The organism is Humibacter albus DSM 18994, assembly GCF_000421825.1.
In the GTDB taxonomy this organism is placed as follows: domain Bacteria; phylum Actinomycetota; class Actinomycetes; order Actinomycetales; family Microbacteriaceae; genus Humibacter; species Humibacter albus.
Genome location: NZ_ATXT01000015.1, coordinates 318,987 through 342,668 on the forward strand (window position 1 = coordinate 318,987; position 23,682 = coordinate 342,668).

18 protein-coding genes are annotated in these 23,682 nt (G+C 69.3%); 8 read left to right on the top strand and 10 right to left on the bottom strand.

Annotation, left to right across the window (positions count from 1 at the left end):
- Positions 1 to 19: 19 nt before the first annotated feature.
- From rpoB to H623_RS0111000, 5 genes are all read right to left on the bottom strand, one after another.
- On the bottom strand, positions 20 to 3,547 hold the full coding sequence (gene rpoB, locus H623_RS0110980; protein ID WP_022900985.1) for a DNA-directed RNA polymerase subunit beta: 3,528 nt from the start codon (positions 3,545 to 3,547) through the stop codon (positions 20 to 22).
- 1,505 nt (positions 3,548 to 5,052) lie between these two features.
- On the bottom strand, positions 5,053 to 5,766 hold the full coding sequence (locus tag H623_RS21090) for an endonuclease domain-containing protein (protein ID WP_169514915.1): 714 nt from the start codon (positions 5,764 to 5,766) through the stop codon (positions 5,053 to 5,055).
- A gap of 555 nt (positions 5,767 to 6,321) precedes the next feature.
- Positions 6,322 to 7,080 (bottom strand): response regulator transcription factor, encoded by a 759-nt coding sequence (locus H623_RS0110990; protein ID WP_022900987.1) that lies wholly within the window; start codon positions 7,078 to 7,080, stop codon positions 6,322 to 6,324.
- The gene (locus tag H623_RS21095; RefSeq protein ID WP_157560950.1) at positions 7,077 to 8,858 is read right to left on the bottom strand and encodes a sensor histidine kinase; all 1,782 of its coding nucleotides are present in this window, start codon (positions 8,856 to 8,858) and stop codon (positions 7,077 to 7,079) included. The genes H623_RS0110990 and H623_RS21095 overlap by 4 nt, the downstream gene beginning before the upstream one ends.
- 119 nt (positions 8,859 to 8,977) lie before the next feature.
- Positions 8,978 to 9,526, bottom strand: a complete 549-nt coding sequence (locus H623_RS0111000) for a hypothetical protein (RefSeq protein WP_022900989.1) — start codon at positions 9,524 to 9,526, stop codon at positions 8,978 to 8,980.
- Between the two features lie 308 nt (positions 9,527 to 9,834).
- Here H623_RS0111000 and H623_RS0111005 point away from each other — a divergent pair, with 308 nt between their 5' ends.
- Positions 9,835 to 10,692 (top strand): spermidine synthase, encoded by an 858-nt coding sequence (locus tag H623_RS0111005; protein ID WP_022900990.1) that lies wholly within the window; start codon positions 9,835 to 9,837, stop codon positions 10,690 to 10,692.
- Positions 10,693 to 10,696: 4 nt separating this feature from the next.
- Here the strand turns inward: H623_RS0111005 and H623_RS0111010 are convergent, their stop codons facing one another.
- Both H623_RS0111010 and H623_RS0111015 read right to left on the bottom strand, forming a co-directional pair.
- Complete coding sequence (locus H623_RS0111010; RefSeq protein ID WP_022900991.1) at positions 10,697 to 12,472, bottom strand: 5-oxoprolinase subunit B/C family protein; 1,776 nt, start codon at positions 12,470 to 12,472, stop codon at positions 10,697 to 10,699.
- Positions 12,469 to 13,227: a LamB/YcsF family protein gene (locus tag H623_RS0111015; RefSeq protein ID WP_022900992.1), complete on the bottom strand. Its 759-nt coding sequence runs from the start codon at positions 13,225 to 13,227 to the stop codon at positions 12,469 to 12,471. The genes H623_RS0111010 and H623_RS0111015 overlap by 4 nt, the downstream gene beginning before the upstream one ends.
- A gap of 128 nt (positions 13,228 to 13,355) precedes the next feature.
- Here H623_RS0111015 and H623_RS0111020 point away from each other — a divergent pair, with 128 nt between their 5' ends.
- Both H623_RS0111020 and H623_RS19320 read left to right on the top strand, forming a co-directional pair.
- On the top strand, positions 13,356 to 14,531 hold the full coding sequence (locus H623_RS0111020; RefSeq protein ID WP_022900993.1) for a PQQ-dependent sugar dehydrogenase: 1,176 nt from the start codon (positions 13,356 to 13,358) through the stop codon (positions 14,529 to 14,531).
- Between the two features lie 89 nt (positions 14,532 to 14,620).
- Complete coding sequence (locus H623_RS19320) at positions 14,621 to 15,079, top strand: SprT-like domain-containing protein (protein ID WP_033371799.1); 459 nt, start codon at positions 14,621 to 14,623, stop codon at positions 15,077 to 15,079.
- Here H623_RS19320 and H623_RS19325 read toward each other — a convergent pair.
- Positions 15,048 to 16,484 carry an FAD-dependent monooxygenase gene (locus H623_RS19325; protein ID WP_157560951.1) on the bottom strand — a complete coding sequence of 479 codons (1,437 nt, stop codon included), beginning with the start codon at positions 16,482 to 16,484 and terminating at the stop codon, positions 15,048 to 15,050. The two genes, H623_RS19320 and H623_RS19325, sit on opposite strands and share 32 nt — an antisense overlap.
- Before the next feature lie 98 nt (positions 16,485 to 16,582).
- Between H623_RS19325 and H623_RS21100 the strand changes: the two genes are divergently transcribed.
- The 3 genes from H623_RS21100 (at position 16,583) to H623_RS0111045 (ending at position 19,572) form a co-directional block, all read left to right on the top strand.
- The gene (locus H623_RS21100) at positions 16,583 to 17,512 is read left to right on the top strand and encodes a TetR/AcrR family transcriptional regulator (protein ID WP_084485910.1); all 930 of its coding nucleotides are present in this window, start codon (positions 16,583 to 16,585) and stop codon (positions 17,510 to 17,512) included.
- A 136-nt stretch (positions 17,513 to 17,648) separates the two neighbouring features.
- Positions 17,649 to 18,317: a CGNR zinc finger domain-containing protein gene (locus H623_RS19335; protein WP_022900997.1), complete on the top strand. Its 669-nt coding sequence runs from the start codon at positions 17,649 to 17,651 to the stop codon at positions 18,315 to 18,317.
- A gap of 382 nt (positions 18,318 to 18,699) precedes the next feature.
- Positions 18,700 to 19,572: an LLM class flavin-dependent oxidoreductase gene (locus tag H623_RS0111045; RefSeq protein ID WP_022900998.1), complete on the top strand. Its 873-nt coding sequence runs from the start codon at positions 18,700 to 18,702 to the stop codon at positions 19,570 to 19,572.
- Between the two features lie 130 nt (positions 19,573 to 19,702).
- Here H623_RS0111045 and H623_RS0111050 read toward each other — a convergent pair whose 3' ends face one another.
- Positions 19,703 to 20,344, bottom strand: a complete 642-nt coding sequence (locus H623_RS0111050) for a TetR/AcrR family transcriptional regulator C-terminal domain-containing protein (RefSeq protein ID WP_022900999.1) — start codon at positions 20,342 to 20,344, stop codon at positions 19,703 to 19,705.
- Positions 20,345 to 20,515: 171 nt separating this feature from the next.
- Here H623_RS0111050 and H623_RS0111055 point away from each other — a divergent pair, with 171 nt between their 5' ends.
- Both H623_RS0111055 and H623_RS0111060 read left to right on the top strand, forming a co-directional pair.
- The gene (locus tag H623_RS0111055; RefSeq protein ID WP_022901000.1) at positions 20,516 to 21,481 is read left to right on the top strand and encodes a quinone oxidoreductase family protein; all 966 of its coding nucleotides are present in this window, start codon (positions 20,516 to 20,518) and stop codon (positions 21,479 to 21,481) included.
- 114 nt (positions 21,482 to 21,595) lie between these two features.
- Positions 21,596 to 22,780 (top strand): zinc ribbon domain-containing protein, encoded by a 1,185-nt coding sequence (locus H623_RS0111060; RefSeq protein WP_157560952.1) that lies wholly within the window; start codon positions 21,596 to 21,598, stop codon positions 22,778 to 22,780.
- Positions 22,781 to 22,808: 28 nt separating this feature from the next.
- On the opposite strand, the gene H623_RS19340 is transcribed toward H623_RS0111060, so the two are convergent.
- The gene (locus H623_RS19340) at positions 22,809 to 23,636 is read right to left on the bottom strand and encodes a 2-phosphosulfolactate phosphatase (protein ID WP_022901002.1); all 828 of its coding nucleotides are present in this window, start codon (positions 23,634 to 23,636) and stop codon (positions 22,809 to 22,811) included.
- Positions 23,637 to 23,682: the final 46 nt, after the last annotated feature.

The following is a 23,682-nucleotide window of genomic DNA, read 5'->3' on the forward strand; positions in this document are numbered from 1 at the left end:
AGTAAAGGACTGGCGTGCTTCAGATCTCGTCAATGGACGAAGACTCGAAGTGGCTGGACAGGTTGATGCCGAGCTCTTCGGCGGCACGGTAAGCCTCGTCATCCGTGTCGCGCAGGCTCACCGGCGTGCCGTCGGCCGAGAGGACCTCGACGTTCAAGCACAGGGACTGCATCTCCTTGATCAGAACCTTGAAGGACTCCGGGATGCCCGGCTCCTGAATGTTCTCGCCCTTGACGATGGCCTCGTACACCTTGACGCGGCCCAGGATGTCGTCGGACTTGATGGTGAGCAGCTCCTGCAGCGCGTAGGCGGCGCCGTACGCCTCCAGGGCCCACACCTCCATCTCGCCGAAGCGCTGACCGCCGAACTGCGCCTTACCACCGAGCGGCTGCTGGGTGATCATCGAGTACGGTCCGGTCGAACGCGCGTGGATCTTGTCGTCGACCAGGTGGTGCAGCTTGAGGATGTACATGTAACCCACCGAGATCGGCTCCGGGAACGGCTCGCCGGAGCGGCCGTCGAAGAGCTGAGTCTTACCGGTGTGGTCGATGAGGCGCTCACCGTCGCGGGTCGGCAGCGTGGAGTCGAGCAGACCGGCGATCTCCTCTTCCAGCGCGCCGTCGAACACCGGCGTCGCCACCTTGGTGTCCGGCGCGGCCTCACGGGCCACGGCGGGCAGGCGCTCGGCCCAGTCCGGGTTGCCGTCGACCTTCCAGCCCTGCTTGGCGGCCCACCCGAGGTGGATCTCCAGCACCTGGCCGAAGTTCATACGGCCGGGAACACCGAGCGGGTTGAGGATGACGTCGACCGGCGTGCCGTCCGCGAGGAACGGCATGTCTTCCACCGGCAGGATGCGCGAGATGACGCCCTTGTTGCCGTGACGACCGGCGAGCTTGTCGCCCGCGGTGATCTTGCGCTTCTGGGCGATGAACACCACGACGCGCTGGTTCACACCGGAGCCGAGCTCGTCGTCGCCGTCGACCGCGTCGAACACCTTGACGCCGATGACCGTGCCCTCTTCACCGTGCGGCACCTTCAGCGACGTGTCGCGCACCTCGCGGCTCTTCTCGTTGAAGATCGCGCGGAGCAGACGCTCCTCGGCGCTCAACTCGGTCTCGCCCTTCGGCGTGACCTTGCCGACCAGAATGTCGCCGGGGCGAACCTCGGCACCGATGCGGATGATGCCGCGCTCGTCGAGGTCGGCCAGCAGTTCCTGGCTGACGTTCGGCAGGTCGCGGGTGATCTCCTCCTTGCCCAGCTTGGTGTCGCGGGCATCCACCTCGTACTCCTCGATGTGGATCGAGGAGAGGGTGTCGTCCTTCACCAGGTTCTGGCTGAGGATGATCGCGTCCTCGTAGTTGTAGCCCTCCCACGGCATGAACGCCACGAGGAGGTTCTTGCCGAGCGCGAGCTCGCCGTTCTCGGTCGCGGGACCATCGGCGATGACCTCGCCGGCTTCGATGCGCTCCCCGGCGTTGACGATCACGCGGTGGTTGTAGCTCGTGCCCTGGTTGGAGCGGTCGAACTTGCGCAGATAGTAGGTCTGCGTTCCGCCCTCGTCGAGCTGGATGGTGACGGCATCCGCCGACACCTCCGCGACGACGCCGGGCTTCTCCGCCGTGAGCACGTCGCCGGCGTCGATGGCCGCGTAGCCCTCCATGCCGGTTCCGACGTTCGGGGACTCGCTGCGCACCAGCGGCACGGCCTGACGCTGCATGTTCGCACCCATGAGGGCACGGTTCGCGTCGTCGTGCTCGAGGAACGGGATCAGCGAGGTGCCGACCGAGACCATCTGGCGAGGCGAGACATCCATGTAGCCGATCTGGTCGGCGGGGACCAGGTCGACCTCGCCGCCCTTCTGACGGGCCAGGACGCGGTCCTCGGAGAAGTGGCCGTCGGCCTTCAGCGGCGCGTTGGCCTGGGCGACGATGAAGTCGTCCTCCTCGGATGCCGTCAGGTAGTCGATCTGGTCGGTCACCTTGCCGTTCACGACCTTGCGGTACGGCGTCTCGATGAAGCCGAACGAGTTGATGCGGGCGAACGACGCCAGCGAGCCGATCAGACCGATGTTCGGGCCTTCAGGCGTCTCGATCGGGCACATGCGGCCGTAGTGCGACGGGTGCACGTCGCGCACCTCGACGCCCGCGCGGTCGCGGGAGAGGCCGCCGGGGCCCAGCGCCGACAGGCGGCGCTTGTGGGTCAGACCCGCGAGCGGGTTGTTCTGGTCCATGAACTGCGAGAGCTGGCTGGTGCCGAAGAACTCCTTGATCGCGGCCACGACGGGACGCACGTTGATCAGGGTCTGCGGCGTGATCGCCTCGATGTCCTGCGTGGTCATGCGCTCGCGCACCACGCGCTCCATGCGCGACAGGCCCGTGCGCACCTGGTTCTGGATGAGCTCGCCCACCGCGCGGATACGACGGTTGCCGAAGTGGTCGATGTCGTCCACGTCGAGACGGATGTCTGCGGCCTTGCCGCCGCGGACGCCGTCGATCGCGTAGGTGTTCTCGCCGATCTGCTTCACGCCGGGTGCGGTCGAGTCGTGCAGGGCGACCAGGTACTTGATCGTCTTGATGATGTCTTCGGTGGTGAGCACCGAATCCGTCAGCGGGGCCTCGAGGCCGAGCTTGCGGTTGATCTTGTACCGGCCGACCTTGGCGAGGTCGTAGCGCTTCGGGTTGAAGTAGAAGTTGTCGAGCAGCGCGCGGGCGGCCTCGGCGGCCACCTGCTCGCCCGGACGCAGCTTGCGGTAGATGTCCTTGAGCGCCTCTTCCTTGGTGAGGATCGTGTCCTTCTCCAGGGTGAGCTCGATGGAGGTGAAGCCCTTGAACTCCTCGAGGATCTCCTCACTGGTCAGGCCGAGCGCCTTGAGGAACACCGTGACCGACTGCTTGCGCTTGCGGTCGATGCGCACGCCGACCTGGTCGCGCTTGTCGATCTCGAACTCGAGCCAGGCACCGCGGCTCGGGATGATGCGCGCGGAGTAGACATCCTTATCGCTGGTCTTCTCCGGGGTGCGCTCGAAGTACACCCCCGGGCTGCGGACCAGCTGCGACACGACGACACGCTCGGTGCCGTTGATGATGAACGTGCCCTTCTCGGTCATGAGCGGGAAGTCGCCCATGAACACCGTCTGAGTCTTGATCTCACCGGTGATGTGGTTCATGAACTCCGCTTCGACGTACAGCGGCGCGGAGTAGGTCTTGCCCTTCTCCTTGCACTCGTCGATGGAGTACTTCTTCTCTTCGAGGAAGGGATTCGTGAACGAGAGCTGCATGGTCTCGCCCAGATCCTCGATCGGAGAGATCTCTTCGAAGATCTCCTCCAGACCGCTGTGGGCGGGCAGATCTTGACGGCCCTGGGCCTCGGCTTCGGCGACGCGTGCCTTCCACGCGTCGTCGCCGACCAGCCAGTCGAAGCTCTCCGTCTGCAGGGCGAGGAGATCCGGAACTGTCAGGGTGTCGGTGATCTTGGCGAACGAGAGACGAGAGTGGTTTCGTCCGTTCTTGGGAGTGGGAGTGGAAGATGCGTTGCGCGCAGCAGCCAAGGAAATAACCTCCATGGGGTCCCGGGAAGGGACCACGGGTGACTGTCGGTCAGGTTGTGGTGTGGACGAGGACTCCCGCTAAAGTGGTCCCGTTGTGCCCGTATCTGACCGGCCTCCGTCGAAGACGAAGGACCCAGCCCATGCACACACCGGAGCCACGCAGAGCCGACCGCAATATGAAGGCATGAGTGTGGGAGCGCAAAGTACGAGTATATGCGCTTCGACCCGCCCGTGTCCAGTCGATTCTTGACCTGGTTGCCGTTTAGGGGTATAAGCGCAGGCGTACAGGTCTGTAGGCGCGGGCGTCGAGCGTGCTACTCCCCCGTGTTTTCGCGGGCGTCCAGAGCGCGCCGCGTTTTCGCAGACTTCCGGAGCGCCCCGCGTTTCTGCGGGCGTCCAGTCCGCCCCGTGTTTGCGCGGGCATCTGGAGCGCCCCGTGTATTTGCGGGCGCCCCGCGCGCTCGGCGTTTTCGTGGGCCTAGAGTGGCCATGTTTTCGCAGATTTCACGCCGTCGGTACGCCACTCCACGCGGTACTGCACGGCACTGATACACGTCCAGACGCACGGTCCTGCGTGGTACCGATACACGGTCCTGCGCGGCACTAATTCAGGCTATTTCGAGTCAGGTTCATATATCCGTCGTGTGATGTCTCAGGACATCGGTGACGGTTCTGTATCAGGACATCGGTGACAGTTCGTGTGTCAGGACATCGGTGACAGTCGGCTTCTGGGTGATGATTGCGCGGAAGTGTTGCCGAGCGCGACTGACGTCGGTCGTGGGCTGTGCGCGAAGTATGCGAATGCCTGCCGCGGGCGGGCCGGGGCCCGCCCTTGCCCTCGACGTCAACCGCTATTCGTCGCGAGCGACACGGCTCATGCCGGTGATGCGTCGACCTTGCAGTTTCAGGGGCGCAAGTGTCACCACGAAACACTCCAGAAGTGTCACCGATGTCCTGATGCACTTTTGTCACCGATGTCCTGAGACATGACATTCATATATCCGTCGTCTGATCGGAAATGGCCTGAGTTAGTGACGGCTGTCGCCCTCCGGCCCGCCGCCGCCCTCCGCGAGGCCTCCGGCGGTTCGGGTCAAGGCCCGTGACTGTCTTCTACAGGCCCCGGAGGGTTTCGATGGCGAGGCCGAGCAAGGCAAGGCAACCTCGGCAAGGCAACGTCGACGAGGCAACGTCGACGAGGCAACGTCGACGAGGCAACGTCGACGAGGCAACGTCGACGAGGCAACACCGGCAAGGCAACGCCGGCGAGGCACGGTAAGGCACCACCCGCTCGCCAGGCCCACCCACCCGGGCCCGCCCGGCCGGCCACCGACCGCGGCAGGCTCCCGGAGTCTTCAACTACACGCCGCGGCCCCGGACGGCGAGGCTTCTCGTGGCTCATAGAGATGCTTCTCGTGACTTGCGGAGAGGCGCTTCTCGACGTACCAAGAGACGCTTCTCGACGTACCAAGAGACGCTTCTCGACTCGCGGAGAGACGCTTCTCGACTTACAGAGAGATGACTGAGCCAGTCGTGCCGCTCCGCCAGTAGTGGCGACGCGCCCGGACGATCTCGAGGATGATCTGCTCGATCTCATCCCACTCGTAGACGACGTGCCTGTACTTGAGTCGGAGCACGAGGTACCCACGTCGGATCAGCGCGATGTCGCGGTCGTAGTCGCGCTCCGAGGTATACCCGTCGTGGAACCGCTCGCTGTCGCACTCGATGACCAGCCGTTCGCCGACGAGAAGGTCGACGCGGCCGACACCCTTGATCGCCACTTGGGTCCGCACACGAATGCGCTTCCCGCGCAGGCGAACGCGCACCAGAGTCTCCGTGCCCGACTGGCAGGTGGCATCGCACGCTGCTGCGATATCGGGCAGTGCGGTTTGCAGTTGATACATGCGGATCAACTTCGAGTTCAACGCGGAATCGGCGAGCGCAACGGCCATCTGTCGGGGGAGACAGTGCGCGGCATCTTTGATCGTTTGCAGCGGGTCTGCGAGCGCCACTCGCTCGCGCACCTTCGCTGACGCCCAGTGCAGACACAAAGCCGGCCGGTCTGCCGAACTGCGACGAAACACCTCGCGGGCCATCTGGTTTCGCCCGCCGTCCGGCATGCGCCCGCCATCCGGGACGCTCCCACCATCCGGCATGCGCCCACCATCCGGCACGCGCAGCGGCGCGCCTTGGATTCGAAGGCGAGACGCATTTCCGGCCACGAGAACATGGAATCGTGGATCGTCCATCGTCCAGAGCCCGTAGTGCCGGGAGGCGGATGTGGCTGTCAGCACACCGCCGATCCGAACGGCCGCGATCGCATCCGGATCGGCGTCGCTCGTCGCGTACCAACCCCGGCGTACGCGCGACAGCTCACCCGCCGCAAGCGCGTCGTTGATCGCACGCCGGTCGGCTCCGTTCGCTTGCAGCATCTCCAGGGACATGATGCCGAGATTCGGTTCAGGGAAGGGCACGTCAGCAACGATGCCGAAAGTCAGCCGCTGCGTCGGCACCAGAACCGAATCTGTGGAGAAGACCCCGGTGACCGCTGCTCGGGGACGGAGAGCTGTCGCAGACGAATGACCAATAGGGGCCGCCATCGGTGCCGGCGACCGTATCGCGACCACTAACTCAGGCCATAACGAGCACTAACTCAGGCCATATCGAGTCAGATCCATATATCTGCGTCCTGACCGGAAATGGCCTGAGTTAGCGCCGCCGCGACCGGGGCAGCGCACGAAGGACGCTGCCGAGCGAGCCTGGCCGGGTCAGGTCGCCTACGACCGGGCCAGCGCGATCGCCTGGGCACGGTCGCGCACGTGCAGCTTCGCGAAGAGCGAGTTGATGTGGGTCTTCACCGTGGCCACGCTCACGAACAGGGATGCCGCGATCTCCGTGTTGCTCTTCCCCTCGGCGACGAGAGCCAGCACCTCCGCCTCGCGGATCGTGAGTTCCGGATGTCGCGTCCGCAGCCCCGCGGCAGACGGTGCGGCAGAAGACGGTACGGCAGAAGGCGGTACGGCAGATGGTGCGGCAGAAGACCGTGCGGCGGAAGACGTTGCGGCGGAAGACGACACAGACGGCGCGGAGCCCGTCACCCCCGCGGACAGCCCGCCGATCAGACGAGCACCGACGTCACCGGCCAGCGTCGTCTGCCCGCGCGAGACCGAGCGCACGGCGGCCGCGACCTCTGCGCGCGAGGCATCCTTCGTGAGGTATCCGCGGGCGCCGGCGCGCAGAGCGCCCATCACGGAGGCGTCGTCGGCGAACGTGGTCAGCACGAGAACCGCCGTTCCGGGATGCTCCGCCACGATCCGCGCGGTCGCCGCGGCTCCGTCGAGCACGGGCATGCGGAGGTCCATGAGCACCACGTCGGGACGCGTCTCGGCCACCACGGCGACCGCGCGCTCGCCGTCGCTCGCCTGGCCGACGACGTCGATATCGGGAAGGAGGTCGAGCACCGTGACGAGTCCGTCGCGCACGATCGCCTGATCATCCGCGACGACCACGCGGATGATCAGATCGGGTTCGGTCATCGGATGCTCCGCTCGTCGCTGCTCTCGTCACTACTTCGTTCGTCGCTACTTCGTTCGTCGACGCCGCGCGTGCTGCGGCTCCGGTCGATGCTCCGGTCATCGCCGCGCCGTTCCCTGCGGCCACCGTCGCGACCCCGGTCGCCGCCGCGTTCCCTGCCGTTACGGTCGGCGCTACTCCGGTCGTCGGCGCCCCGTTCGCCGCCGCGCCGTTCTCTACCGCTCCGGTCGCGGTCCCGCCCGTCGCTGTCCCGACCGTCGCTGTCCCGACCGTCGCTGCTTCGGGTGCCGTCGGCACCCTGAATCGCGGCTCGCACCCGCACGACGAACTCGCCACCGACGGCCCCCGCCGCAACCGCACCTCCGGGCAACTCGGCGAAGCGCTCGCGCATCCCCGTCAGGCCGTGCCCGCCACCCGTCGAGGCAAGGGCGGCGGGCCGTCCCGCCTCGGTGCCAGCTGCAGCCTCGGCGCGATCCGCAGCCTCACCGCCGGTCGCAGCCTCACCGCCGGTCACAGCTTCAGCGTCCGTCGCAGCTTCGCCGCCCATCGCAGCCGCGCCACCGGTGGCAGCCGCACCACCGGCCGTAGCCTCGCCACCGGCCGCAACCGCAGTGGCGGCGGCCGCCTCACGGGTCGCAGCCATGCCGGCCGCCACGCCACCGGCCGCAGCCGTGCCGGCCGCCGCCGCGCCGGCCGCCGCACCACCGGTGGCAGCCCCGCCGGTCGCAGCCGCCCCGCCGCTCGGCATGGCGTTGACCACCTCCAATTCGACCTCGCCCGCAGGCCAATCGAGCCGCACCCGCACCGGCTCGCCGGGTGCGTGCTTGCGCGCGTTGCTCAGGGATTCCTGCAGCGCGCGCCGGAAGGCGGTCGCGACCCTCGCCGGGACATCCGCCGGCGTGCCGAGTTGCGCGAAGTCCACGCTCCCGCTGAGCCGCTCATGGGCATCCATCAGCTCGACGAGCGAGGCGGCGAGGTCGGCGGAGGCGACGCGAGACGAGGCATCCGGGTCGGCACGCAACGCCTCCACCGCACGGCGCGCTTCCGCGAGCCCGGAGGCGGCCATCGAACGCGCGTCGTGCAGACGAGTAAGGGCGGCATCCGACTGTCCTGCCTCGAGCTGCGCCTCGACGGCATCGAGCTGGATGACGAGCCCGCCCAGGCTGTGCGCGAGCACGTCATGCATGTCGCGTGCCAGCGACTGGCGGATGGCGAGCGCGGATGCCCTCGCCTGCTCGTCCCGTACGCGTGCGGCACTCTCTGCCAGTTGCAGCGCCGCCCTGTCGCGTGCTCGCGCCTGACGTCTGTTCACGCCCCCGAGCACCGCGACGAGCACGGCGAACTCGAGCGAGACGATCGACTCGACCGTGGGCGGCTCTCCTCCGGCGGCCGCCAGTGCCAGCGGCGTGCCCGCGACCAGGACCGCGGTGACCACCGCCGTCGTATAGCCGAGCGGAATCGGCACGCCCGGCGATCCGAACATGAGCAGGATGCCGGCGATCGTCGGCACGATGAGAAGACCGTTCGACGGCCACGCCCCCGGAGCCGCGACGAGCGACATGGCGACCATGAGCGTCAACGTGAGCACGCGCCACTTCGTCGGAAGCACCAGCAGCGCGAGCCAGGCGAGCAAGGAGACGACGCCGAGAACGACGGCCCACGCCGGCACGACGCCGGACTCCCACCACAGCAGGTAGCCACCGACCACCACGATCCCCGCGAGATTCAGCGCCAGCGCGAAGCCGGTGCGCCGCGGGATGTCTGCGGCGTGCTGCGTCACGTGCGTTCCCTTCTCGATGCTCCGCCGCCCATCTTCGCGCATCGCGGGCTGACGCCCATCGGCCCGATCGCGTTCAGCCCATCGGCCCGATCGCGTTCAGCCCATCGGCCCGATCGCGTTCAGAGCACTGGCACCGCCACCTTGTTGGCGCGGTACAGGATGACCGCGACCCGAGCCAGCCGGTTGGCGCCGACCATGAGGAGGATCACGCCGGTCGAGGCGGCGAGTGTCGATCCGGCCATTCCCGCCAGCACGTCGACGCCGACGCGCACGGCGATCAGCACGATCCACAGCACGATGCCGAGCCATCCGGTGCGCGTCTGCAGCGTCACGTCGCCGACCGGCCGGCGCGAGCCCGCGTGCGCTTCCCGATAGAGACGGATGCCGTCGGCCGTCATCGGCCGGAACGTCGCGAGTATGCCCATCGCCGCCCCGAGCCCCAGCCCCACGATGAGTTCGACGAGCAGCACCGCGATGTCGACCCCGGTGAGCACGTGCGCCTTCGACGTCGTGGCGAGGAGGGCGAGCCCGACGATGCCGAGAATGATGGGCATGCGCCACATGCGGGCCGCATCGACGGCCCTCCAGGTGAGCTGGCGGTAGCCGACCCACACCAGGATCACGATGATGATGAGCCCGTTGGTCAGGAGCTGGATGGTGAGGGGCACGTCTTCCTTCTCTCGTCGCGGATGCCTCGGCTCGCCGCACGACGAACCGTGATTCCACTCTCGGCCGCCGCCGCCCGGCCGGGAACCGCCCCGAGGTGGAGATGAGGGTGGAGATGCGGAACGAGCAGGGTGGAGATGCGGGGCGCAAGCAGGGCGGAGATGCGCAGCGCGAGCGGTGCGCCTGCCGGTCCCCATGGCAAGTGCACCGAAATACTGGCGGCCGCTCGCGTGAACGGAGTCCTTTGGGTGCAGTCGCGGGCGCCACCGGTAGTCGCGCCGTCAGTGGGAACAACACCTAGGCTGAGGCGGTGGATGAGTACCCGTCGGCCGTTCTGAAGCACAGCGGCCTGCGCGCTGTGATCGAGCCCGACCGCTGGGTACCGGGAGCGTTTCAGCTCGTCGTCGACGGCACCCCGCAGTCGCATGTGGATCTCGAGAATCCCACCCGGCTGTTCTTCGAGTACGTACAGCGCATGGGCAATGTGATCGACCTGCTGCGCGAGCCCGGCGAACCGATCACGGCGGTGCACCTCGGCGCCGGTGCCCTCACTCTTCCCCGCTATGTGGCAGCGACCCGCCCGGGCTCTCGGCAGCAGGTGATCGAGCTGGAGAGCGATCTCGTCGACCTGGTGCGCAGCGAACTGCCGCTGCCGCGATCGGCGCAGATCCGGGTGCGACACGGGGATGCCCGCGAGGTCGTCCGCAAGCTGCCCGCCGGCCTGCGCGGCACGGTCGACCTCCTCGTCATCGACATCTTCAGCGGCGCCCGCACCCCCGCCCACGTCACGAGCGTGGAGTTCTACCGAGAGGCCGCCACGCTGCTCAAGCCCGACGGGGTCGCGCTGGTGAACATCGCGGACGGGCCGCCGCTCTCGTTCGCGCGAGGACAGGCATCCACCCTCACCTCCGTGACGGAGCACGTCGCCGCACTCGCCGAGACGCAGGTGCTCAAGGGCAAGCGGTTCGGCAACATCGTGCTGGTCGGATCGAACTCGCCGTTGCCGATGGACTGGCTGCCTCGGCTGCTGGCGAGCGGGCCCCACCCGGCGAAGGCGGTCGCGGGCGAGGAGTTGCGGCAGTTCGTCGGCAGTGCGCCGATCGTGACGGATGCCACGGCCGTCGCGTCACCGCTGCCGGGCCGGGCGATCTTCCAATTGCGCGGCTGAGAGGTCAGCGAGCACGACGAGCGTGGCGAAAACGCACGGTCTGCCCGGGGCGCAGCTGCGCGAAGAGGTCGAGGTCGGCATCCGCGACCACGGCGATCACCGGGTAACCGCCGGTGACCGGGCCGTCGGCGAGCAGCACCGTCGGCTCCCCCGACGGCGGCACCTGGATGGCGCCCGGGACCATCGGCTCGCTCGGCAGTTCCGCCGTCACGCGGCCGGCGGCGCGTTCGAGCACGACGCCCTCCGGCGAGCGCAGGCGCAGGCCCACGCGGTTCAACGCCGCGGTCACCTCCCAGGCCGTGTCGTAGAACGCGTCGACGGATGCCGGTGCGAACCAGTCCTGCCGTGGTCCGGCCACCACGTGAACGCCGACCTCGTCGTCGGGCGGCGACCACACGGTCAGCGCGTCGACCGCCGGGATGTCACCGGTCGCGGCACGTCCCGTCGCGAGGGTGTCACCGTCGTTCAACGGTTCGCCGAGGCCTGCCCCGACGTCCACCGAGGCGGATCCGAGTTCGAGCGTCGCGTCGACGCCGCCGCGCACCGCGACGACGAACCGCAGGCCGTGCGTCGCCGGTCCGAGCTCGAGCACGTCGCCGGCGCGGGCGTGTACGGCGGTGTCGGGCTCGACCTGCCGCGCGGACAGGCTCAGCTCGCCCCTCGCACCGGTCACCGCGAACCAGGCCTCGTGTTCGAAGCGCAGTGATGCGGCGACGACGACTTCGACCGCGGCGGCGCCTTCGCCGTTTCCGACGAGCCGGTTCGCCAGGCGCAGCGCGCCGCGGTCGAGCGCTCCCGATCGGCCCGCGCCGATGGATGCCCACCCCGGCCTCCCCAGATCTTCCACCAGCAGTTGGGGTCCCGCCCGGAGCACCGTGACAGCCCTCTCGACGGGCATGTCGGCCGGGCCGGAGACGCCAGCGTGCGCCGCCCCGGAGGCGACCCGGGGCTTCGATGATGCCGACACGGCCGCGTCGGTCGCGACCGGTGTCGCGGTGCCCGGTTCGGCACTGAGCGCCTGCACGGCGCGGAACCTCACCGCGGTGCCCGGGGTGAGCAGCGCGGGACGCGACGAGCGCGGGCGCCAGAGCGCAGCATCCGTGCGCCCGATCAGCTGCCAGCCGCCCGGGCCTTCTCGCGGGTACGCTCCGCTGAACGCTCCGGCGAGTCCCACAGCCCCGGCCGGGACCCGTGTGCGCGGGGTGGATCGGCGTGGCACTTCGGGCCAGTCGCCGTCGGTGACGAGGTAGCCGAATCCGGGCGCGAACCCGCCGAACGCCACCCGCCACCCGGCAGACGTGTGACGACGCACGAGCTCATCGGGGCTGAGTCCGGCGAGCTCGGCCACCTCGGCGAGGTCCTCGCCGTCGTAGACGACGTCGAGGATCACCTCCGCCGACTCTGCTTCGCCCTCGGCATGCGCGCCACGGGGATGCGCGCTTTCGGCGCGGGCTCCGGCGGTGGTCCCGTCGGCAGCGGTCGCAGCATGTATCGCGCCCCCAGCCCCGGTGCCCCCAGCTCCGACGTCCCCAGCCCCGATGCCCCGCACCACGCGGCCGAGCCATGTGCGTGCCGCGTCAGCAGTCAGCTCTTGCGGGTCGAACAGCACGGCCACCGTGCGAGCCGCCGGCACGATGTCCTGCACTCCGGCGGGCGACGACGCCCGTAGCGCGTCGGCGAGCGCGAGCACCGAGTGCAGGTCGGGCAGGTCGAGGAGGAACGCGCGGTCGCCGAGCGCGCGGATGTCCGTTGTCTCCGTCTGCGGGTCGGCGAACCTCACGCGAACGCCTCGATCGGAATGCCGGCCGACTCCAGTGCGGCGCGCACCGCGGTCGCCATCGCGACGGCATCCGGACTGTCTCCATGCACGCACAGCGAGACCGCGTCGAGCGGGATGGTCTCCCCGTCGATGGTGTCGACCAGACCGTCGGATGCCATGCGCGTGGCGCGCGCGGCGATCCCGTCCCCGGAGGCGAGCACGGCTCCCTCACGACCGCGCGGAACGAGCGTGCCGTCGGCCTCGTACGCCCGATCGATGAACGCCTCGCGCACGAACCGCACGCCGCGGTCGGCGCACGCCCGTTCGATGGCGCTGTGTGCGAGGCCGAGCACGGCGAGCTCGGCGGGATAGGAGGCGACGGCATCCGCCACCACTGCCGCCTGCTCGGCGTCGAACACGATGCGGTTGTACAGCGCTCCGTGCGGCTTGACGTATCGCACCTCGGTTCCGACGGATTCCGCCACGCCCCCGAGCGCGCTCAGTTGGTAGAGCACGTCGGCGTGCAGCTCCGCGGGGGCGACATCGAGGAACCGGCGCCCGAACCCGGCGAGATCGCGATACGAGACGTGCGCACCGATGACGACGCCGCGGTCGCGGGCCGCACGGCAGGTCGCGAGCATCGTGGCCGGGTCTCCGGCATGGAAGCCGCACGCCACATTCGCGCTCGAGACCACGTCGAGCATCGCCGTGTCGTCGCCCATGCTCCAGGCGCCGAACGACTCCCCGAGATCGCAGTTGAGGTCGATCGCACGCATCCCTTTCATTCTGCCCGGGTTGCTGGGTATTGCATCCCGACCGGGGTTGCTTCGGCCTCCCGGGCGTGCGCACAGTGGAAGGACCCCGGTCACCCCGGCACCGTGGGGATCACGCGAGGAGGCGTTGGATGCCGCGACCACGCCGCACGAGACATCCGTTCGTCGCAGGCGGGCTTGCGACGGCTGCGACGCTGGCTGCGCTCACCGCATGCACCGGCGTGCCGGAGGGCCCCGTTCCGGCGACCCCTCCGGTCTCGGCGACCGCCTCGTCGCCGCATCCCACCGCTGCACCGACGGCCGTGCTCGGACCGGTCGCACCCGTCTGCACACCGACGACCGTGCTCGACGGGCTCGCCGCGCCGTGGTCGATCGTGCTCCTGCCCGATGGGTCGGCGCTGATCGACGAACGCGACTCCGGCCGCGTTCTCGAGCGCACGGCCGCGGGCGCGACGCACACCGTCGGCACGGTGCCCGGCGTCGTCCACTCCGGCGAGGGCGGGCTCCTCGGCCTTGCCGTGCAGGCGGTCCCGTCCCCGCGCTACCTCTACGCCTACCTGACGACCTCGAGCGACAACCGCGCGGTGCGGATGCCTCTGTCCGGCTCAGCCGGGCACCGCACGCTGGGCGCTCCGCAGCCGCTTGTGACGGGCATCCCGAAAGGCGTCTTCCACAACGGCGGCCGCCTCGCCTTCGGACCGGACGGAATGCTCTACATCACCACTGGCGACGGTACCGAGACCTCGAACGCCCAGAACCTGAAGTCGCTGGGAGGCAAGATTCTGCGCGTCACGCCGACCGGGGGCATCCCGTCGGACAATCCGTTCCCGCACTCCCCGGTGTACTCGTACGGGCATCGCAACCCGCAGGGGCTCGCGTGGGACTCCTCGGGGCGCCTCTGGGCGAGCGAGTTCGGACAGGACACCTGGGACGAGCTGAACATCATCACGCCCGGCTCGGACTACGGCTGGCCCCTCGTCGAGGGAATCGCCCACGACAGCAGGTTCGTCGATCCCGTCTACCAGTGGCACACCGACGCGGCGAGTCCGAGCGGCATCGCCATCATCGACGACACGATCTTCATGGCCTCGCTGCGCGGCGAACGGCTCTGGGTGATCGACCCGGCGCGTGTCGGGCACGCCGTCACGGCGAAGGCGTATTACGCCGGCGAGTACGGTCGCCTTCGCCTGGCGCTCGCCGCCGGCGCCGACACGCTGTGGCTGCTGACGAACAACACGGATGGCCGTGGGAATCCGCAGCCGGGCGACGACCGAATCCTGGCCGTGCACGTCGCGCCGACGCAGTGATGTCGTCCACACGCCGCCATCCGCCGACGATGTGCACAGACCGGCCGGGCGCGTCGGTGGGTGACGGCCGTGCTCGCTAGCCTCGTCACGTGGCTGAGTTGGTGCGGGTTCGACGATGGGCGGAGGCGCTCATCGTCATGCACCTCGATCCGGATGTCTGGAGCTTCGGGTTCGACAACGCCAAGACCCGGGGCGGCCAGTGCGACCACGGCGCGAAGCGCATCACGGTCTCGAAGTACTTGGCGGCGCGGTTCGACGACGATGAGATCCACCAGGTGCTGCTGCACGAGGTCGCGCACGCCCTGGCCGGTCCGCGAGCGGGCCACGGCGCGCGCTGGAAGACGATCGCCCGCGACCTGGGCTACGTCGGCAATCGCACACTCGACAAACCGGTGGCCGAAGACCTCGCTCCGTGGGTGGGGCGATGCCCGAGCGGCCACCTGCACTATCGGTACCGCATGCCCGCGAAGCCGCTGTCCTGCGGCGCCTGCTCCCGGCGGTTCTCCCAGGAGTTCGTCATCGTGTGGGAACGGCGTGCAGTGCGGTGACGAGCCCGAGCCCCGACAGCGCCTGGGCGAACTCGTCTCCGGACGCCTCGGCACCGGCCCACGCGATCACGCCGTCCGGTCGTACGAGCACGAATGGGGCGGGGCCGTCATCCGTCGCGAACGCGCGGACTCTTCCGTCGAGCGATGCCGGAGGCTCGGCGTTCCTGCGGTGCGCCAGAACCGCGAACCCGTCGGCGGCGACGTCGAAGAGAGAGCCGCCGTCGGCATCCGCTCCGGCCCAATCGGCGGCGAACGTGCCGATCGGAGAGTCTCCGGCTGCGTAACTGACGACGCCTCCCGCGACCACCCGAGCGACCTCGGTGGCGCCGTCGGGGGTCTCCATGAGGCTGCGCACCAAGCGTCCGGCCGCTCGCGACCGTTCGTCGGTGCGCATCAGGGCGACCTGAGCGCGACTCCATTCCAGGATTCGCTCGGCCTCGGGGCGGCGCTCACGCTCGTAGTCGTCGAAGACTCTCTCGGGCAGACGACCGCCGATCACGCCGGCAAGTCTCCAGCCGAGCGCCGTGGCATCCAGCATGCCGAGCGAAAGACCCTGTCCGCCGAACGGCGGATGCACGTGAGCCGCGTCGCCGGCCAGAAGCACGCGGCCACGCCGGTAGCTGTCGACCACGCGGGTGTTGTCAGTGAAGCGCGTGGCGCTGAGTGCCGCCGTCACCGTGGCATCCACGCCCGTCACCCGCCGAATCGCCCCAGTCAGATCATCGAGCGTGATCTGAGCCGAACGGTCAGCAGGAGCGCCGTCGAACTCCGCGGTGAGGATGAGGTTGTTCGGCATGCGCCGGAACACGCCGGTGGCGGTGGTGTGCCACCCGATCGGGATGTCGTCGAGTCCCGTTCCCTGCACGAGCATCTGGTATCCGGTCATGATCCCGTCGAGGCCGGGGAAGGCGAATCCCGCGCTCTTGCGCACGAGGCTGCGTCCGCCGTCGGCGCCGACGACCCAAGAGGCCTCGAGCTTTCCGGCGTCGGTCACCACACTCACCCGGTCGTCGTGCGGCACGACCTCCATCACGCGAATGCCTCGACGCACCTCGACTCCGCGTTCGGCGAGTCGTTCCTCGGCGAGCTCCTGGATCTGCTGCTGGCTGACGAACGCGGTGTCGCTCGAGCCCTCGAGCCGCTCCCATCGCACCCGGTCAGCACGGATCGGCATGCCGGCCACGTGGCCGATGAATCGCGGCGCGCCGCCCGGTGCGGCCGCCGCGAACTCCACGCCGCGCCGACGCAGCGTGTCCGCCGCGGGACCGTTGAGCGACCCTGCCTTGATGGTCGGATCGATGGCCGCGCTCCCCTCGAGCACGAGGGGGTCGACATTCGCCAGGGAAAGCTCCAGCGCCAGCATCAAACCGACCGGCCCGCCACCCACGATGATCACGTCGTGCATGAGATCCACCTTCTTCACTTCTCGGTCCCGCTCTTCGCGCGTTCCGAATTATGTCGAACCTATTCTTATGTTTGACCTAATCTTGGTAGGATCGTCGCATGACGTCAAGGGCCGACTCCAGAAGCACGGGTACGGCATCCGATGGGACCGGCGAGTCGGGGGCCCGATCGAATGGGACCGACGCCTCGGGCGCTGAAGCCGTGGGGTCCGGACGAGTGGGCAGCGGACCTGTGGGGGCCGGCCCCGCGGAGGCTCCGGCGCAGAAGTGGCCGGAGCCCTCGGCGAAGCAGCGCCGCCGTCAGCGCATCTCGGATGCCGCGACCGCTCTCTTCTTCGCCCGAGGCTTCGACGCCGTCTCGATCGCCGACATCGCCGAGGCGGCAGAGGTCTCGAAGATGACCGTGACCAACCACTTCCCGCTGAAGGAAGATCTGCTCTTCGACGAGTTCGCGGCAGAGCTCGTGGCGGTGCGTACAGCAGTGGCCGGATGCGCCTCCATCGACGACGCCGTGGACGCCATCGAGAGCTACTGCGCGAATCGCGAGCACTCGGGTGGCGCGTCACGCGCGCTGGCGAGGGCGCCGCAGCCGGACGAGGCCGTAGGCGACTCACGGACCGAACGTGACTCGCTGGCCGCCGATGGCTCACGACGGGTACGTGACCCACGGGCCGAACGTGGCTCACGGACCGAACGTGGCTCACGGACCGAACGTGACTCAGCACCGGCAGCTGATGCCTGGGCTGCGTTCGCCGGCGTCGTTCTCCCCAGCCGCGCTCTCACCCAGCGCTTGCACGCGCACTACGCCGACATGGCGAGCGTGATCGCTTCGGCACTACCCGATTCTCTTCCCGGGCACGAAGCGCAGATCGAGGCTTGGCTGCTCGCGCAGACAGTGCACCTCGTGGACTGGTGGCCGTTCCAGGCTGTCGCCGACGGGATGCCCGCTGCTGAGATCCGTCGGCAGCGCGTCCGTGTGCGCGTGCAGGCTTTCGAGCGGCTGCGCACCGGCATCGCCGACAGAGGGTAACCTCCGACGTCGGTTGCCGATATCGGGCATGATGGTGGCGCACCATGAACCACCGCAACACGGTGAGTCCCACAACACGAAGAACCCGAGCCCGACCACACGATGAGCCCGACCACACGATGAGCCCGACCACACGATGAGCGCCGCCCTCGCCTCCTCCGCACCCGAGCCGATGCGCCCCGGCCCGGTCGGGCGCTGGATCGACACCGCCGACGACCAGCGCTGGTGGTTCGACCCGGGATGCCCCAGCCTCGACTTCGCCTACTCCGGTGCGTTCGCCCCGGTGATGGACGGCCGCCGCACGACGAGCGACGAGTGGGAGCTGCTGCGCTCCCCCGCCGCTCTCGCCGCCTGGCTCGGGGAGCGCTTCTCCGCGATCGACGCGACGTGCGCCGAGCACGAACTGCGCGACGCGCTCACGCTGCGCGAGGCGATCGCGAACCTGACGTACGCGGCGCTGGGCGGGCATCCGCTCGCCGCTCGCGACGTGGACGTGGTCAACCTCTACGCGTCGACGCCGGACCTGCCGCCCGTGCTGCCCGGCGGGGGCCGGCAGGCCGGCCGCGGCCGGGCCCGTGCATCCCAGGCGCTCTCCGCGATCGCCCGCGACGCTGTCGCGCTGTTCGGGTCGGATGCCCGCGACCGCCTCCGCGAGTGCGCCGCCGACGACTGCTCGCTCGTGTATCTCGACGTGTCGCGCAGCCGCAACCGTCGCTGGTGCTCGATGCAGCGCTGCGGCAATCGGGCGAAGGTGCGCGCGCATCGCGCCCGGCACCGCGACGCAGGGCAGCCCGCCGGAAGTTGAGGCGTCTGGACCGGATGCGAGGCACCGGACCGCGTGCGGGCCGCCCGAACCCCGTGCGGCGGTGTCTGAACCCGGGCGGAGATGTGCGAGCCAGAGCAAACCTCCGAGCTTGGTGCGAGAGCGCGACGCACAAGTCGCTGCGCAAAATGCGCATTTTGTGCAATTGGCAGCATGGCGAAAAAAGTGGCGTCCCGCTCGGCACCTGAGGGGCTCATCCATCCGAGCGGGCGACGAAGCGAAGGCCGATGGTCTCGCGCCTCACCCGCTGCCACCTGTAACGACCTCGCCCTGACCTCTCGGCTTTGTCGGATGCCCTTGTTTGTCGGATGACCGTGTTTGTCGGATGACGGCGTTTGTCGGATGACCGTGGCAGAGTCGGTGCATGACCAGCGTCGGCGCCATCTTCAGCCCGTATCCGAACGCGCCCGAGGCGCTCCCCGCTGCCGCCCGAGCGGCCGAGGCGGCGGGGGTCGACGAGCTGTGGTTGTGGGAGGACTGCTTTCGCGAGTCGGCGTTCGCGGCGGCATCCGCAGCCCTTGCCGTGACGTCGCGACTGCACATCGGCATCGGGATCGCGCCGATGCCGCTGCGCAACGTGGCCGCGACGGCCATGGAGATCGCGACGATCGCACGGATCTTCCCCGGCCGGCTCCTGCCCGGTGTCGGTCACGGCGTGCTCGAGTGGATGGCGCTGGTCGGCGCGCGGGTCGCCTCACCGCTCACACTCATGCGCGAATACGTGCCCGCCTTGCGCTCTCTGCTCGCCGGCGAGGAGGTTACGGTCAGGGGACGTTATGTGACGCTCGATGGCGTGCGCCTCGCGTGGCCGCCGCGCGATGTCCCCGCCGTGTATGCGGCGGCCGAGGGACCGAAGACGATGACGCTGAGCGGCGCGGTCGCCGACGGCACCGTGCTCGACAGCAAACACACCGTCGAGGAGGTCGCTCGCGCCGTGGAAGCCATTCGCGCCGGACGTGCCGAAGCCGGCCGGAACGGCACGCCCGACATCGTGTCGTACGTGGCTGCCGCGTTCGGTCCGGACGGCGTCGAGCGCGCGGTTTCCGCGTGGTTCGACGCAGAACAGGCGGACGCCGCCGACCGCGTGCTCGGCGGTTCCGTCGACGAGGTCGCCGCCGGGGTGCGTCGGTTCGCCGACGCCGGCGTCGACCACGTCGTGCTTCTGCCCCCGTCGGACGAGCCCGACCTCGCCGCCTACCTCGGGCACGTCGGCGAGGTGGCGCGCCTGGTGCGCTGAGCCTGGTGCGCTGACTGGACCGCGCTGGCGAGCCGGCCCACGGTAAGCCGAGGCGCAGTGAGCCGAGCCGCGATGAGGCGAGCCGCAATGAGGCGAGCCGCAATGAGCCGAGCCGCGACGAGGCGAAGCGTCAGGCCCCGGTGCGGAGGCGACCCACGGCATCCACCACGAGGTCCATCAGCGACGCGAACTGCACGTCCTTGTCGCCGAACACCTCCGGCCCCGTGGCGGCGACGAGCGGATGCTCCTGCGCGCCCACCCGCTCGGCTCGCGTCTCCAGGTCGTAGTCCTGGCGGGCATCCGCCTGTGCTACGGCCTGTTCCTCGATGCAGAAGCCGACGACGAAGCTGTTGGCCAGCGCGAACGCGCGCACGGTGTCGGACAAGGAGAAGCCCTGATCGAGCCAGCGCTGCAGTCCGGCCTCGCGCGAGCTCAGCACCGTGGCGTCGGTCAGGTACGTGCCGCTGAATGCCTTCGCACCGTCGCGATGCTCCAGCAGCGCCGCACGCAAGACGTCTGCGAAGCTGCGGAGATCCTCTTCCCACGACGCGTCGTGCGGCAGCTCCACCAGCCTGCCGCCGATGCGCCGCCACGCCTCGGTGGCCATCTCGTCGAGGAGTTCGGACTTGTCGCGCACGTGCCAGTACAACGCGGGAGCCTTCACGTCGAGCTTCGCGGCGAGCGCTCGCACGGTCAGCCCCTCCATGCCGACGTCGTCGAGCAGATCGAGCGCAGCATCCACGATCGCTGCCCGCGTCAGCCCTTTCGCCATCTGCACTCCGATCGTCGCACCGACTAAGGCGGTGGGTTCTCCTGGGCCTTTCGAGACCTGGACCCTCCCAGACCCGAACCCTTCGAGAACTGGACCCTTCGAGACGGCCTCGCTTGACAGCTTAACGCCGTTAAGGAAAGATTGCCCTTAACAACGTTAAGGAGATTTGTCATGAAGGCAGCAGTCATCGAATCCGCGGGCAGCGCTCCGCACTACGCGGACTTCGCCGAGCCCGTCGTCGACGAGGGCCGCGAGGTCGTCTCGCTGGTGGCCGCGGGCATCCATCCCATCGTGCGCGGGCTCGCGTCGGGCGCCCATTACGGGTCAACGGGTAGGTGGCCCCTCATCCCGGGGGTCGACGCCGTCGCGCGCGCCGACGACGACACACTGCTCTACACCGGCTACGTCGCGGCACCCTACGGGACGTTCGCGGAGCGCATGGCGGTGCCGGCGTCACTTCGCCTGCCGCTGCCGGCCGGCGCAGACCCGGTGCAGGTGGCAGCCGGCATGAACCCCGGGCTCTCGTCGTGGATGCCGTTGGTCGCGCGCAAGGACGAGCTCGGCTCGCTCGGCACCGTGCTCATCATCGGGGTGACCGGCACGGCCGGGCTGCTCGCCGTGCAGAACGCGTTCGCGCTCGGCGCCGACCGCGTGGTGGGCGCGGGCCGCGACCTCGAGCGGCTGAGCGCCGCCGGCGAGCTCGGCGCGCAGGCCGTCGCCCTCACCGGTGACCGCGCAGCCGATGCGGCCGCCCTCCGCACCGCTCTGGGAGAGGGCAACCCGTCGATCGTGCTCGACTTCGTCTGGGGCGCGCCCGCCGAGGCGGCGTTCGCCGCGCTCGCGCGACGGGGCCTGACCGAAGACGAGGACGACACGAGTTATGTCGAGATCGGAAGTTTCGCCGCGCCCGAGGCATCCGTGCCCGCATCGCTGCTGCGCAGCACACGCATCCGCCTTCTCGGCTCGGGCGCGGGCAGCTCGTCGATGGCCGATCTTCTGCGTCAGTTGCCGGCGTACCTCGACCTCATCGCCGCGGGCACGGTCGTCGTGCCCGCGCAGACCTACCCGCTGGCACGCATCCAGGATGCCTGGGCCGACGCCTCGCGTGCCGGCGTGCGCGCCGTCGTGGTCCCGTGACACGCGGAAGCCGGACCTTGTGACCCGGACGCTCTCCCATCGTGGGTCGGCCACCCCGTTCGTTAGGCTGTGCACGCCCGCGGTGACCGTTCCGCGGCCGACGACGGAGGCGTCATGACCGAGTCCGGCCCGCAGTTTCCCGCTCCGCAGCCTTCCGAGCAGCAGCCTCCTGTGCAGCAACCTCCCGTGGAGCGGCCGGCCGGCAGACCGAACGGGCAACCGCCTCAGGGGCAGCCGGGGGTGCAGTCGTCGCAGGGTCGGGCATCCGGTGAGAGGTCCCGCACGAGGCGCACGGGATTGCTCGTCGGGCTGATCGGCGGCGGAGCACTACTGCTCGCGCTCATCATCGGCAGCGTCGTGTGGTTCTCGGTGCAGTCGAACGCACACAGCCCGAAGGCCGCGGCGGCACCGTACCTCGAGGCGCTCGCGCACGGCGACGTCGCGCGGGCGGTCAAGCTGGGAAGCATCGACACGTCCAGTCCGCTGGTCACGAAGAGCGCGTACGCGGCGACGAAGGACCGCATCACGGCGTTCGGGCTGAAGACGCTCGAGACGAACGCGACGACGGCCACGGTCTCCGTGAGGTACACGCAGGCTGGATCGACGCACACCTCGTCGCTGTCGCTGAAGAAGGTCGGCACCGACCTGCTGTTCTTCCCGAAGTGGAAGCTCGCGCCCGTCACGCTGCCGACCGTGCGGGTGTCGGTCGACGGGCCGGCGAACGCTCCCGTGGAGGTCAACGGAGCGAGGCTCTCGGTGCACGGCGACGCCGAGCTCCGCGCGCTGCCGGGGAGGTACGACGTCGAGCTCGGAGACAGCGACGACTTCGAGGCGCAAGGCGATAGCGTCACCGTGACCTCTCTCACGGCGGTCGCCAACTCCACCAACGCCGTCTCGCTCAAGGCCGAACTGACCGACACGGGCATGAAGGCGGCCGCGACGGCCGTCGACGACTGGGTCGATGCGTGCATCGCGCAGGCGACGTACGAGCCCGAGGGCTGCAGCTTCCGCCTCATCAACCCGTATCAGGACATCCAACTGTCCGACCAGAAGTGGACGCTCGTGACCCGGCCGACATTCGTGGTCGGAGGCTGGGACGGCACCGGATGGACGGTGACCACCCAGACGCTCGGATCGGCGACCTACAAGGCGAACGCCACCGCGTCCGACGGCCGCACGGGCACCCTCGTCTCGCCGTCGCCCGTGTCGGTCGCCGTCGCGGGTGAGATCCTCGGCTTCGAGAACGGCAAGGCCGTCTTCCAGTCGATCGACTGGTCGGGCAAGGCCGCCTCGGCCTGAGCCGGCCGGCGCAGCGGAGGCGGCAGCACTAGCGCTCGGATGCGGCGCGGTCCGCGATGTCGTGCGGCGAGGCATCCGTGTAGACGCCATCGACGAGCACCGGCACCGTCGTGGAGACGTCGGTCTGGAAGGCGACCTCGATGTCGGCGCGCTGGTCGTCCTCGAGCAGCTCGACACCGCTGACCGACGCGGAGAACATGTGACGGATGCCCCTCGCCAGCCCCGTGTAGGCGGCGCACGCGGCTGCAGCTTCCGGTGAGCAGGCATCCACACCCACTTTGCCGAGAGCGTCGACCGCGGCACCGGCGGTGAGCAGGTCTTCGACGGCGAAGCGCAGCGTCTCGTCGGCGCGCACCTCACCGGCGGCGACGATCGAGACCATGGCGCGGCGGCCCAGGCGGCGTTGGTAGTCGATGATCCACTGCGCGACCGCCGTGCGATTGCGCAGGCTTGCGGCGAGCACGGGCACGCCGAACGTGGCGGCGAGCGCGGTGAGCCGCGATCCGTTCAGCGACGGGACGACGGCGCGAGCCGCGCCGAAGGCGGCGACATTCTGCTCCGTCATGCTCGAGGGCGACAGCGAGACGCCCGGATCGCCGCGCCTGCCCGCGAGACGGGCGTCGCCGAACGCGCCGACGGCATCCTGCTGCTCCGCTTCGTGCCGAAGCCCGTCGAAAGGCTGCACCTCGAGGCCGAGCGTCACGCCCATTTCGACGGTGGTGGTGAACGAGATGGCGTCGACGACCACGATCACGCCCGCGCCCTGGGCGATGCCTCGCAATCCGTCGCGTCCCCAGTCGAACCGCACCTCATAGGGCTGCTGCGTGGGAGCATCGGGGGCGAGCGGCGTTTTCACCTGGTCATCGTACCGAGACGGTCGGACCGGGATTCCCATCCGACCG